At 37.3% G+C, this 13,873-nt stretch carries 10 protein-coding genes and 1 tRNA gene; 10 read left to right on the forward strand and 1 reads right to left on the reverse strand.

Going from position 1 to position 13,873, the window contains the following annotated elements; all coding sequences use genetic code 11:
• Positions 1 to 16: 16 nt before the first annotated feature.
• The 6 genes from truA (at position 17) to HXT24_RS02640 (ending at position 7,548) form a co-directional block, all read left to right on the forward strand.
• The gene (truA, locus tag HXT24_RS02615) at positions 17 to 949 is read left to right on the forward strand and encodes a tRNA pseudouridine(38-40) synthase TruA (protein WP_416451155.1); all 933 of its coding nucleotides are present in this window, start codon (positions 17 to 19) and stop codon (positions 947 to 949) included.
• Between the two features lie 99 nt (positions 950 to 1,048).
• Positions 1,049 to 1,134 (forward strand) — tRNA-Ser (locus HXT24_RS02620).
• 680 nt (positions 1,135 to 1,814) lie between these two features.
• The gene (locus tag HXT24_RS02625) at positions 1,815 to 3,245 is read left to right on the forward strand and encodes a hypothetical protein (protein ID WP_422119559.1); all 1,431 of its coding nucleotides are present in this window, start codon (positions 1,815 to 1,817) and stop codon (positions 3,243 to 3,245) included.
• A gap of 399 nt (positions 3,246 to 3,644) precedes the next feature.
• Entirely contained in the window at positions 3,645 to 4,292 is a 648-nt protein-coding gene (locus HXT24_RS02630; RefSeq protein ID WP_422119560.1) for a hypothetical protein, read from the forward strand.
• 680 nt (positions 4,293 to 4,972) lie between these two features.
• Entirely contained in the window at positions 4,973 to 6,385 is a 1,413-nt protein-coding gene (locus tag HXT24_RS02635; protein WP_422119561.1) for a hypothetical protein, read from the forward strand.
• Positions 6,386 to 6,555: 170 nt separating this feature from the next.
• Positions 6,556 to 7,548: a hypothetical protein gene (locus HXT24_RS02640; RefSeq protein ID WP_422119562.1), complete on the forward strand. Its 993-nt coding sequence runs from the start codon at positions 6,556 to 6,558 to the stop codon at positions 7,546 to 7,548.
• A 484-nt stretch (positions 7,549 to 8,032) separates the two neighbouring features.
• On the opposite strand, the gene HXT24_RS02645 is transcribed toward HXT24_RS02640, so the two are convergent.
• Complete coding sequence (locus tag HXT24_RS02645) at positions 8,033 to 9,019, reverse strand: LacI family DNA-binding transcriptional regulator (protein WP_116692303.1); 987 nt, start codon at positions 9,017 to 9,019, stop codon at positions 8,033 to 8,035.
• 275 nt (positions 9,020 to 9,294) lie between these two features.
• On the opposite strand from HXT24_RS02645, the gene HXT24_RS02650 reads away from it, so the two are divergent.
• The 4 genes from HXT24_RS02650 to HXT24_RS02665 all read left to right on the forward strand — a co-directional run bounded on the left by HXT24_RS02650 (position 9,295) and on the right by HXT24_RS02665 (position 13,582).
• Positions 9,295 to 10,038 (forward strand): glutamine amidotransferase, encoded by a 744-nt coding sequence (locus HXT24_RS02650; RefSeq protein ID WP_004114439.1) that lies wholly within the window; start codon positions 9,295 to 9,297, stop codon positions 10,036 to 10,038.
• Positions 10,039 to 10,103: 65 nt separating this feature from the next.
• Positions 10,104 to 11,075 carry a DMT family transporter gene (locus HXT24_RS02655; RefSeq protein WP_020761535.1) on the forward strand — a complete coding sequence of 324 codons (972 nt, stop codon included), beginning with the start codon at positions 10,104 to 10,106 and terminating at the stop codon, positions 11,073 to 11,075.
• Positions 11,076 to 11,121: 46 nt separating this feature from the next.
• Complete coding sequence (locus tag HXT24_RS02660; RefSeq protein WP_020761534.1) at positions 11,122 to 12,144, forward strand: linear amide C-N hydrolase; 1,023 nt, start codon at positions 11,122 to 11,124, stop codon at positions 12,142 to 12,144.
• Between the two features lie 409 nt (positions 12,145 to 12,553).
• Positions 12,554 to 13,582, forward strand: coding sequence for a LacI family DNA-binding transcriptional regulator (locus tag HXT24_RS02665; RefSeq protein ID WP_422119563.1), 1,029 nt, complete (start codon positions 12,554 to 12,556; stop codon positions 13,580 to 13,582).
• Positions 13,583 to 13,873: the final 291 nt, after the last annotated feature.

The raw sequence follows: 13,873 nt of genomic DNA on the forward strand, positions 1-13,873 counted from the left end.
TTTGGAAAGGTTTTGAATGCGTCTTCGTTTAGATTTAGCTTATGATGGCGGTGATTTTTACGGTTGGGCTAGGCAGCCGAATTTAAGAACAGTGCAAGGCACTTTGGAAGACGCTTTATATAAAGTTTTGCGTGTACATGATGGCGATTCTTGTTTTCCGCTTCGACTAACAGTTGCTGGGCGCACGGATACTGGTGTTCATGCTTCTTATCAGGTTTGTCATTTAGATGTAGAAGATGATATTTTACAAAATTGTGTTGGTCACACAAATTTGACGCCTGTAAAAGCTTTAGAATATAGGCTTCGTGGGGTTTTGCCTAAAGATATTTCGATTCACAGTGTAAGCATTGCGCCAAGCGGTTTTGATGCTCGTTTTTCTGCGCTTGATCGCACATACGTGTATAGGATTAGTGATGCGGCAAATCGCGAGAATTTGGATCCGCGTATGCGTGGTTTTGTGTTGCAAATTGATTACGATTTAGACGTCAATTCTATGAATCAGGCAGCACAGATGATTGTTGGTTTGCATGATTTTGGGTCTTTTGCTCGTCCAAATCCTGGTGGAACTACGATTCGCTGCGTTAAAAAAGCGGTTTGGAATCGCGTTTGTTTGGATGGTTGCGCGCCTGTTGGTTCGTCTATTGCTTCTAGATCAACTGGCAATATTCCACCTATTGAGCATGGTTTGATTGAGTTTACTATTGTTGCTGATGCGTTTGCACATAATATGGTTCGTTCTCTTGTTCAGGCTTGTGTACAAGTTGGTTGCGGTAAGCGTTCTGTTGACTGGTTTAAGGATAAGATTGAAAATCCGATTCGAGAAGGCTCTACTGGTCCTATTGCGGCTAATGGTTTGACTTTGGAATATGTTGAATATCCTCCGAAAGATCAACTTGAAGTTAGGGCTAATGCGATTCGCGCTCGCCGAACTCTTGAAGAACTTGATTGATTGTTCGCAAAATTATCAACACAAATTTGTGTATATTCTAGGGTTGGTTTACAATTGAAAAGTTGCGTTTCTTTCTGCGTTTTGCAGTTTGCGCAAAATGGATGAATGTCCGAGCGGTCTAAGGAGCACGCCTCGAAAGCGTGTGAGGGTTACACCCTCCGCGAGTTCAAATCTCGCTTCATCCGCAAGTAGGGTTTCTAGCGATTGGCTAGAAGCCCTTTTTTTGTTCGCGTTTGTGTATTTTTGCATGCGTTTGTTTCTTTTGCCCGATATTGTTTCCAAAATCGCCAAATACGTAAACAATCTCGGGAAAATGTTCTTGCTTTCGTTTCTTTTATCCCGTGTTTGTAGTCAGATTTGCTAAAAAAGGGAACAAATGCGGGAATCTAGTTGTGCGCGATTTCTTGTAGCGTGGCATTTCGTGTGGTGTTGGTTTGATGTTGGTTTGACGTTGATGTTGTGTCGGCGTGGTGTCGGCGTGTTGCGTGTGTTATGTGTGTGGAATGTTGATTTTTCAATGGTTTTATAGTGTTAGTGTTCTTGTCTGAGTAGTTTCCTGAGAAAAGTCTGGGAAAATTCTTTAAAAACCTTGAAACAATGTGTTTTTACGGTTTTATTAGTGTTAATCAACAAATATTATGGTGAAAATAGTTTTTATTGTGGATTAGTTTGTGTGTAACATTATTTTTTTCTGTTTGTTTTGTGTGGTTGCCTCTTGACTTTTTTAAACGGGGGGGGGTATGTTAATAACAGCTGCTAGCTAGATGCTCTAGATGGTGGTTATCCACAATGTTTTGAATGTTGTTGGATGTTTAGAATTTTTCTTCGTGTACCTGCACGGAGGAGAAGAAGAAAGGAAATTAAAATGATGAATAAGAAGGCTATCGCTGCTTTCGCTGCTGGCGCTACTTTGCTTGCTGGCTTCGCAATGGCAACCCCAGCATTCGCTGGTGCTAAAGGTGATGCTCTTGCTGATGCTGTAGCAATCCATGAGGCTAACAAGACTCTTCGTGACAGCCAGCGTGCTGTGAGAACTGCAGAGCTAAGTTTGGTCAAGCTTCAAAGCGCCCAAGCTGCAACTAAGACTGCTTATGAGAATGCTAAAACCAAGTTTGATGCTGCTAAGAAGGCTGCAGAAGCTGCTAAGAAGGCAGTAGAAGATGGCTTGAATGCTTATCTTGGAAAGCATGTTAACGATAAGGATTTCGATAAGGCTAAGGCTACTGAAGAATATAATAAGTCTGAAGAACACACTAACTTGGTTAAGGCTCAGACTGAGGCTGAACAGAAGCTTAAGGATACAGATGCTGACGGTAAGACTCTTGAGAAGAAAGCTGAAGCTTTGAAGGCTGCTCTTGATGCTGCCGATGCTAAAGTTACAGCTCAGACTGAGGCTGTTGCTGCTGCTAAGGCTCAGGTTGAAGCTAATCAGCGTTATTTGAACGCTTTGCGTGGTGTGAATCCAGGTGGTGAGACCAAGCCTGATCAGACCAAGCCTGATCAGACTAAGCCAGATTCAACTAAGCCAGATCAGACTACCCCAGATCACACCAAGCCTGTTCAGACTGCTGATCCAACTAAGTCTGCTGCTTCTGCTGAATTGATGCGTACTCAGGTTGTGTTGGCTGAGGCTGATGCTACTAATAAGGATGCTCAGGATAAGTTTGTTAAGTCTAAGGCTGATTTTGAGGCTGCTAAGACTCAGATGGCTGCTTTGGATGCTCAGGTGAAGTCTGCTGCTGATCGTGAAGAGGCTCTTCGCGTGGCTGGTAAGACTGATACTGATGCTTACAAGGCTGCTGTTATTGATTTGAAGGCTGCTCAGTCTAGGGCTAATGCTTATAGGACTCATGAGTATGCCAATGCTGAGAAGGATTTCGGCGAGAAGAGTGGTAAGGCTTTGCTTGCTGCTGCTGCTTATAATGCTGCTCTTGTGAATTATCGTGCTGCTTATAATAAGGCTGTTGAGGTTGAGGCTTCTGCTGTTAAGGGCTTTGCTGATCCTAACACTTTGAACCCAGTTTCTACTGATTTCCCTGCTGCTCCTGCTGCTGCTAAGGCTGAGGCTAAGAAGGTTGAAGCTAAGGCTGAGGCTAAGGCTCAGGCTGCTGCTCCAGCCGCTGCTGCTGGTAAGGCTGGTGCCGCTGCTGCTAAGGGTGAGCTTGCTACCAAGGGTGGCAATGGTCATAAGGCTGGCGAGAAGCTTGGTAATGCTGGTGTTGGTGTTGCTTTGACTGCTTTGGCTGCTTCTATGCTTGCTGGTATGGGTGCTGCTGTTCGCAAGATGCGTCACTAAGCATTTGCTGCCTTATTTAAGGTTTGCGCTCAACGACTAGTGTGGTGTTTTGTAGGGAAGCATCACACTGGTTTATTCCCGATTCTCTTTGGTTTTATTGTTTTAACATTGGTTTGCTATTGTTTTTCTTTTCTTCCCAGTGTTGATTCGTTTAGCTTGTTGGGTTTTGGGTGTTGAGTGTTGTTGCTTTCGGTTTTGTTTGCTACTAGGGGCTTTCAAAACCGAAAGCATTTTTTGTTTTTAACGTGTTTACATAAACTAGTTAGTTGTGTTGTGGCGAATAATTAAATATGTGCGTAAAAAATAGCATCTTTTGTCACAAATGCACTATAATTTTAATATGTCGGTTGAGTTTTACATGTGTAAAAACTTGTACAATTAATTGTTTAGGTTGTTTGTATGACAATGAGCGTTGATTTAACTTCTAAAATCTTTAAAAGCTTAAAAATCAATTTTAGCTCCTTAGTTAATATAATTATCTCTGTATATATACTCGCGGAATCATTTTGTATATTTTCTAAAGGATCTAGTGGAATTTCTAACGTATCTACTGCTATCAAATTTTTTGGTCTAAAGAGCTTAGCTAACAAGTTAGATTTAACGTATAAATCAATATATGGATCAAATGATATTGCTATTGAAATTATTACTTTTGGCTTTATTGCTATTGTTGTTTTTATTTCTGCATGTCATTTATTTATTATTTTTGCATCTTCAATAGGGAATCCACTTCCCAATGCAATGTTTGTTTTCATTGCTGGAATATGTCTTTTTATGGATTTTTCAAAAGGCAAAGTAGGAAATATTCGTAATTGGGTACTTCCTGTTTTATTATCGCTTGTTATTATTTCTATCATCGTTAAACGTGTTCGCCATAGCTCAAATACGCAATCTGTCCGTAGCAGAATTTTGAATGAAATTTTCAACATTGTAGTTATATTTTGTATGGCTTTTATTTTCGCGCCGCTTTATATATTTATTGCACCAATAAATTCGTTTTGTAGTATTCGAAAGAAAAATTCTTTCAACAATGTTGATAATGAATAACAATGCTATTGACATTAATTGTATCTTGTAAAACAGATTCTGCCTGATGTTTACTACTAATATAATACTGAAATAGAATAAAAAGTGTTTCAGTTAGATTGTGCTGATCGTCAAAATGTATATAAAATTCGAGTTTTCGCCGGAATTTCAGTTAGTCTCATGGTGATTTATTTGAGAAGATTAATAATTAGTATCATTCGGTTTTCAAAAAAGCGTTTGTTCTAATATAATCGTCCTAATATAAATTGTCTATACATTTATTGTCAATGTACATCTGTGATTAGCGCTAACAATTTTAACAATTTAAATGTTCATGAATCTAAGTGTTTGACATAGGCTCGTGGCAGACGACACGCCAATTAAATGCAAACCTTAAAAAAACCTGAAAGAATCTTAAAAAAAGTCTATATACGGCGTGTCTTGGATATTTTTCTGTTTTTAAATATGATTAGTCGTAATTTTTACGTTTTATTGGGTATATTATTGTGTATTTTCAGAAAAACTTCAAAACAAACCTGAATGTAAGCTGAATGTTTTGGTTGATTTTTGTTAAAGCATGTTGTATCTTTTGAATCAGCAACCAGTGAATCCCTAGTTCAACTGGTGCTACGCGGGAAACCGCATAAGGCAAATTCTTTTTCGTGTTCCTAGCACGGAGGAGAAGAAGAAAGGAAATTAAAATGATGAATAAGAAGGCTATCGCCGCTTTCGCTGCTGGCGCCACCCTCCTCTCCGGTATGGCATTCGCCGCCCCAGCTTTCGCTGAGACCGCTCCAAAGCAGGAAACCTGCAAGGTTGATGAGAAGGCTCTTAAGGCTGCTCAGGATGCTGTTGCTGCTGCTAAGGAAGCTAAGGCTTTGGCTGATGCCAATGTTGTTGTTGCAGAAAATGCTCTTAAGGTTGAGCAGGGTAAGTATGATGCTGCCAAGGCTTTAGTTGATGCTTACAAGACTGCTTACGGTACTTACAAGGCTGATAAGGCTGCCGAAGTTGGTTTGACTGGTTCCAAACTTGCTGATGCTCAGGCAAAGACTGCTCACGCTGCAGATGCTCTTAAGGAAGCAATTCAGAAGGCTAACAAAAACACCAAGTTGAGTGAAGCAAATGTAACTGATACTGAGGTGACTGATAAGACTAGCGAGTATAATGGCAAGCTTAAGGAACTTGAGGTTAAGCAAGCTACTAAGGATGCTGTGACTACTGCTAAGACTGCTGCTGAGCATGCTGAGTATGATTTGAACTTTGCTAATTATAAGCTTGGCAAGCTTCAGTGCACCCCAGCTCCAGCTCCACAGCCAGGCCCACAGAATCCACCTGTTACCCCAGCTCAGCCAGGTTCTAAGACTGAGGCTATTAAGAATGTTCTTGCTAAGAAGGTAGATGTTGATGCTGCTGAGCACAACTTCGCTGAGAAGAATGAAGCTTACACTAAGGCTGCTGCTACTTTGGCTGCTGCTAAGGCTGAGCTTGATGCTGCTGAGCATGATAAGGCTGTTGCTGCTCAGAATTTGTCTGATTTTGAGGCTTCTGGCGTGAATGATTCTGCTAAGTTGCAGAGCTTGAAAGAGGCTGTTGCTCGTGCTGAAGCTCATGTAGTTCGTACTACTACTGCTTTCAACAAGGCTTTGGTTGATTTCAATGATGCTAAGACTGCTGATTTGGCTGCTAAGGCTGCTTATAAGGCTGCTAAGGATGCTTATGATGAGGCTTACAATGCTGCTATCAAGCTTGGTGTGAATCCTGCTTTGCTTCCTTCTGTGACTGCTATTGACCCATTGTCTCCTGCTTTCCCACAGCTTGCTCAGGCTCAGAAGATTTATGCTGATGCTTTGGCTGGTAAGTTCGGTGCTGCTGCTCAGAAGGCTGTTCAGAAGGCTGAGGCTAAGGCTAAGGCTGAGGCTGGTAAGAATGCTCCAGCTGCTGCTGGTAAGGCTGGCGCTGCCGCTGCTAAGGGTGAGCTTGCTACCAAGGGTGGCAATGGCCATAAGGCTGGCGAGAAGCTTGGTAATGCTGGTGTTGGTGTTGCTTTGACTGCTTTGGCTGCTTCTATGCTTGCTGGTATGGGTGCTGCTGTTCGCAAGATGCGTCACTAAGCACTACCTACTTGGCTTTACTAAACTAAGAGCGTATGCTCTTGCAGTAGAGCTGAGTAAGTTGCAACTTTCAGTGGTTTAGTTCCGCTAAATCACTTGGGGGCTGGGTTCTCTCGGCCCCCATTTTCGTATCTAAATAAATTACTCATTGAATCGAGGCGATGTTGCCTATGTGTAATAAAACCGTAAACGATACTTCATATTTGTCTAATAAGAATGATTTGTATAAGAATATTATTAAGAAAATTACCGATTATTTTAAGGAACGCAAAGCAGTAAGTATTGTGTCCGCTATAATTTTTTGTGCTGTGATAGTAGCGGCTTGTTTTTCTGATCTTTCTGTTTGCGAGTGTGCTACAATCATATCATTAACAGTGGCTTTTATTATAAATTTATTCTTAGGAAAGCACTATATAATTGGTTTTATAATTAGTTTTCTCACGTATATATTTTTTAGTATGTATACATATTCCAATACTTATGTAAGTATATTGAATAGTAGCATCAAATGTATTCCTATTTTGAAATGTGTTCTTGCTATATTAGTTGTTGCCATTTATTTTGCAGTAACATGTTTTTTTATATATAGATCTTTTCAACTTGTTTTGAAAGAAAATACAAAATATATAATGCCGATATCCCTTTTGCCTATAATTCTAGGGATTATTTTTAGTAGTAGAGGAATATTCAATAATTATATTTCTTGCTTCACTACCGTCTTAACGGGACTTTTTACAGTTTTAGTTAGCTTTGAAAATTTGAGTGTTTTGGCTAGGAAAATATTTAGATTAAATATAAAAAGCACAGAAGAAAATAAATATAAATTAATTAAAGTTAAGGTATTGATTCTTCTATCTCAAGTGTTGATTGTTTTATCAATGGTATGCCTAAATTTCTTATATAAAAATTATTATGATGGAAAAAATAAAAACTTTTTAAAAGATGTTGATATTCATTCATGTGCATGGAATGGATTATTTTTAATAATTATTTTTCTAATTTTTTACGCTATAACATGCCTAATATTTTTCATGTGTAAAAAATCAATAAAGAAATTTATAGAAAAACATCTAGATTATGAAAAAAGTATTAAGCATGAAGTTCATACTTACCGAAACCATAGATACATCTGTAAGTTTAAAAAGCGCAAGAATGTAAAATAGTGCAATGCTAATACTGTATTTATGTGTTGTTACTCTGAACAATCATGAGTCATGTCTTATTGTTAATAAGACATGACGAAGTGTGCATAAGACATAGTGCGCATACAGAATAAGCAATGTAGATTTATAAATTAAATTTACATTGCTTATTTTAAGCATGTGTTCTAATAGAAAGTGGTTGTTTTAGCGGACGCAATATAATCTCTTATATTAAAAGAGAAGTGCATATAGTTCTTTGAAAGAGTACTATACTCGTAATCCTTTGTTTTAAATTTACGTTGTTGATTACGCTAGCCCACGTTCGTTTATTTTTGCTCGTGTTTGTAGTCGTATTTGGCGATTTTGGGAACAAACTCGGGGAAGTGTTCTTGGTTTTGTAGTCGAATGAGCCGTTGTATATGATCTTATTTCCAATATTTTCGTGGGTATCAATATGAATTACTGTTTTTACGAGAGCTTGTAACAAACGTATATTTCAGATGATTTAATTTTTTATTCTGCAAGTAGAATTTCTAATAGTTAACGTTAATGGTAATTGAATATGTTTTGTTTCTCCATTAAAACTTATTAATTCTAAAGTAGATTTAGCAATAGCTTCAAATGGTTGCTGCAATGTTGTTAAGCTAGGATGCGCCCATTTGCCAATATGAATTCCATCGCAGCCTATTACAGATAAATCATCTGGTATCTTTAATCCATATCTTTCAGCTGCTCCAAGTAACCCTAGTGCTGAAATATCTGAGCTACAGAATATTGCGGTTGGTGGATCTGGGTTACTTACTATGTATGGGAATATACTTTCTCCAAATTCCTCAGTATATGGACCAGAAAATATTAAAGAATCATCGTATAATATTTTGCTATTTGATAAAGCGGATAAATAGCCATGTTTTCTGTCTGAGGTTGTGCTTAATCCATCTGGTCCTGACACGTAGGCTATTCTCTTATGTCCCAGAGAAAGTAAATAACAGACAGCTTGGTATGCTCCAGAGTAATTGTCAACAGTTACTGTTGATATATTAGATAATTTTTCATCATTCATTTGCTCATCTATTAGAACGGCATTCATTCCAGAAGGTATTACTTTACGCAAAGCTATATTATTGTTATTTAATCCAGCGTATATAAGTCCAATATACTTTTGCTCTTTAATTATGGATTCAACAATATTTCTTTCTTTTATTGGATTTCCTTGCGATATTTTAATATTTAATGCATATCCTAAACCATCTGCTGCCATGGATAGTTGTTGACATAGTTCACTATAGAATGGGTTATTTAATCCAGGAATAACAAGCGCCAGTGCTTTGTAAGTTGTCTTTGAGTTTATTTTAGTTGTGTATTTATAGAAATGTGCAGCCTCGTCAATTCTTTGTGCTGTAGAGTCTTCTACGTTTAACGTACCATGCAAATATCTCGATACGGTAGATGTAGATACATTTGCTCTTCTAGCCACTTGAACAATTGACATATAGACTCCATAAGTTTTATTGAAAAAGCAATAGTTTAATAAGTAATTTAATACTGTTAATGCTACTATTGCGCAAAAACTTTTACAATAGAAAAATTTGCGCAAAAATATTATAGTATTCTAGCAATGAAGCCCTTTTAGCCCATATTTTTAGCGTTTTTTGTGTTTGTTTTATTTGCGCAAAAGATTTATTATTTTTTATAAGAACATCCTTAATGTGTGAGATTTACAAAGTAGAGATGTTTTTATTCATTAAAAGCAAAGGAGCTGTTTATATGACAAAAGTTTTACTAGCTGGAGAATCTTGGATTTCATCCACTACAGAATATAAAGGTTTTGATGAATTCACATCCACTAAATTAGAAATTGGTTGCGTGGAATTTCTTGATGCTCTTAGAAAGTTTGGTCACGATGTTACACATCTAAAAGCTCATGATGTTCCAGAAAACTTTCCATGGACAATGGATGAATTAAACAAATACGATGTTGTGATACTTTCAGATATAGGAAGTAATTCATTTTTACTACCTAATAGGGTATTTGGTGAAGGAAAAAGATGCGTAAATCGTTTAGATTTATTAGCTAAATGGGTTCGTGAAGGCCATGGACTGATGATGGCAGGCGGATATCTTTCCTTTGCTGGATTTGAAGGTAAAGCTCATTATCATGGTACATCTATTGAAGATGTGCTTCCTGTTGAAATAAGTCCATTTGATGATAGAGCTGAAAAACCTCAAGGTGTAATTCCTAAAATAGTATCCAATCATCCAATTGTGAATGATTTGAGTCCTATTCCAATTCTTCTTGGATATCAAAAGCTTTTAGCTAAAGAAAGTTCTAATATTCTCATGAAAGTTGATGATAATCCTTTGCTTATTGTTAATGAGGTAGATAAAGGCAGAAGTATTGCTTTTGCATCAGATATAGCTCCTCATTGGGCTCCGGAAGCGTTTATGCAATGGAGTGGATATGGTCAACTATTTTCTAATTGTGTTAAGTGGCTTTCTAAAGAAATTTAATAATTGCAAATTAAAATTATTATTCACTATAAGAGTGAAGAATTATATGAAAGGAGATAATCATTATGAATAATAAACAACGTTATATGGTTCCTTTATTGTTCATTGGAACGGTATTGGCTGGTATGCTTTCTCCAATGCAATCTGCTGTGAATGGACAATTGGGAAAAGAATTAGCTGATGGCAATGCTTGCGCAGTAGTGTCATTCGGTTCGGGACTTGTTGTTATGTTTATCATAATTCTCTCTCGAGCGTCTACAAGACAACAATTTGCTTCAATTCCTTCGAAAATTCGCTCTAATAATATACCTTGGTGGAGTTGGCTAGCTGGATTATGTGGAGCTATGGTTGTTTTTTCTGAAGGAGCATCTGCGTCCGTACTTGGTGTTGCAACATTCCAGACAACTTTAATCTGCGGAATGGTTTTGTCTGGATTATTATGTGATAGATTTGGAATAGGTGTAGATACAAAGCAACCGTTTAATTTACCTCGTATATCTGGTGCAATTCTTGCAATTGTTGCAACTATTATGGTTGTTTCACCAAGCTGGCATGCTCCGTCAGTTGTATTTCTAGCTGTTCTACCATTTGCTGCTGGTCTTTTAGCGGGATGGCAACCTGCTGGTAATTCGGCAGTGGCTAATGAAACTGGTTCTATGTTAGTTTCTATAACTTGGAACTTTATAGTAGGTTTTTCCGTACTAGCAATTGCTCTTATTGTTAGAATCGCTACAGGTCAGACTTCTTTCCATCTTCCATTGACTTGGTGGATGTACTTAGGTGGTCCGCTTGGATTATTGTCTATAGCATTAATGGCTTTATTGGTGAGAGGATTAGGTCTACTTCTTCTAGGACTAGCTTCGACGGCTGGACAATTACTTGGGTCTGTGTTGATCGACTGGCTTGTTCCAGCGTTAGGTGCAAAAGTATACGTTATTACACTTATTGGAACAGTTGTAGCACTAGTAGGTGCTGTTATAGCTGCAATACCTTCTGCTCGTAATGATCAGGATGAATTAGTCTCACAAGTCAATTGATAAAAAGTTTTTATTTTCAGTTAGTTATTATAAAGGAGTAATAACAATGTGTACTGGAATTGGAATAAGAAGCAAACAAGGAAATTCATATTGGGGAAGAACCCAAGATTTTGAACAAGAGTTTGAATATGCTGGTATGAAGATACCGTCTGGTACATCTATAGAATCAACCTATACACCATTTATTACTAAATGTGCAGTAATGGGTGTTGCTTGGGCTAAAGATGTGCATAAGAACCCTGTTATTTTAGATGGAATAAATGAATACGGAATATGCGGTGGGTCTTTCTATTTCGATCACTTCTTCCGATATGTGAGTAAGAAAGAAATTGATGATTCTAATAAAATTGCGCTTCGTGGAGAAGAATTAGTTACATGGATATTAACTCAGTATCGTTCTCTCGATGAGATCATTAATTCACTCAATTCGGATTTAGGAATAGTTAATGAACCTGGTCCAATGATGGGGATGTCTGTTCCGCAACATGCTGTTTTTTCCGACGAAACAGGGAGATCTATAGTTGTAGAACCTTCTATTTCTAATGGTTTTAAAATATTTGAAAATACAGTTGGTGTATTTACAAATGCTCCGACCTTTGACTGGCATCTTAATAATTTGAAGGCTCATCTTGAACGTTCCACCAATCGCAAATATCTTTATGACAACAATGAAGCTGTGAATAATGTAGGATTGGATGAGAACATAAGTGGATTACTCGATATACCTAGCGACTATAAACCAGAAAGTCGATTTTTGAGAGCAGCTTATGCAAAATTAATGTCTATGCCAGTTGATGACGAGAATGCGATTAATGAAGTATTTCAATTGTTGTCAATGGAGAACACCCCTAAGGGAGTTCTACGAATATCGGTAGATGATGAGATGTTGGTTCCATGGACTCAATATACGTCTGCATACGATATAAGTAATAAAGATTTATACGCATTTTCGTATGATAATCACAATTTGAAAGTATTACATTTTGGTAATCCTGACGAATGGGGTCATGTAAGATATTTTGATTTTGTTTTGAAACAGACATATGAACCATTTGAAGAAGAATTGTAATTAGAAATAAGTTGGGTGTGCATGCTTTTGCGTAACAAATATGCATAGCATGCGCACCCTTGTATTGTCGTATTAATTTAAGTTTTTAATATAATTGTGTTTTTGTTGATCACGCTAGCCCGCGTTTGTTTATTTTTGCCCGTGTTTGTTGTCGGATATGGTGGTTTGATAAACAAATGCGGGGAAGTGTTCTTGGTTTTGTAGTCGAATTGTAGTTCTTTATACGCAACAACTTTATATGCCCATTTTTCTTTAATTAAGTAATGCATAAACAAATTAATACGTTATATTTTATTTATTTTAAATTTAGATTATCCTGTAAATCTTAGGTATGATTTACACTTACTTCTAAAACCATTCAGAACTTTAATTTCATATTATATAAAACGATTATTTAAGGAAATATATTATGTCTGCTGAATCACGCAGATCAACTTTACGCGACGTTGCCAAACTTGCTAATGTGTCTATGGCCACAGTGTCTAATTATCTTAATGACTATCCGTTTATGAAGTCTACAACGAAACAAAAGATTCAGAATGCAATTGAAGAGTTGGACTATTCTGCTAATCAGCAAGCTCGTAATTTACGTCGTGGTCATACAGGATTGATTTCATTATCAATACCAGATCTTACGCAGATATATTTTGCTGAATTGGCCGAGGAAATAATTAAAGCCGCTCGAGAGTATGGTTATCGAATAATAGTCGAATCTACTGGAAATGATCGTGAGCATGAAATTAGCTCAATCAAAGCTATGTCACGTAATATGACAGATGGATTAATACTGAGCCCAACATGCATGACATCGATTGATGTTGATGAGCTTAAAGGCAACTATCCTTTGGTGATATTGGGTGAGCGTATTTTTAATGCCCCAGCCCCGCATGTGGTAATAGCCAATGATTCTGGTGCTATGGAGGCTACTAATCACCTTATAAATTCAGGATGTCGTACTATAGCAGTAGTGGGTGGAACGCTAGATGAAGTTATACCATCTTCGCGTTCAATGCGTACTAAGGGATATATGATGGCCTTGGCTGATCATGGAATAGCATTTGATCCGTTAATGATTCGTGAATGTGGTGATTGGACTAGTGAAGAAGGTGCAAAAGCTGTACGTGATATGTATTCACAAGGAATAAGGCCAGATGGTATTTTTGCTTTGAATGATTTATTAGCACTGGGCGTAGTGAGTCAGTTGCGTGAGATGCGAGTGAGTATTCCTGAAAGTGTTCGTGTAGTTGGTTTTGATGATATAGATGAGGCAAAGTACACAATTCCGTCTTTGACAAGTGTAAACCCATGTCGTAAGCAGATTGCTAAATTGTCAGTTAAATCCATCGTAGATCAAGTTATATCAGGTGGACGTTTTCCTCGACAGCGTATTGATGTTGATTGTTGTCTTGTGTGCCGTAAATCTTCTCCAAGTATTTAACGCGTGTATCTGTAGTAGAGAGTTATATTATATATTTCAATAATTCATTTTCAATATTATTTATTATGTATTGACAAAATTTTGAATTATCCTATACTTAAAATAGGTAAATAAAAACTGAATCGTTTCAGAGATAAGATATGAAAACGGCTATATGGGTAAGATATTTGAAGTAGTAAGTTTGTTGCTGTAGATGTTTTGCTCTTATTGATTGCTTTTTCATTAATTATTGCGAGTTTTTGTTCAATAAATCTGAAACGATACAGAAATTTACTGAACACCAACGGAGGT

The organism is Gardnerella sp. DNF00354 (assembly GCF_049262755.1).
GTDB lineage: Bacteria > Actinomycetota > Actinomycetes > Actinomycetales > Bifidobacteriaceae > Bifidobacterium > Bifidobacterium vaginale.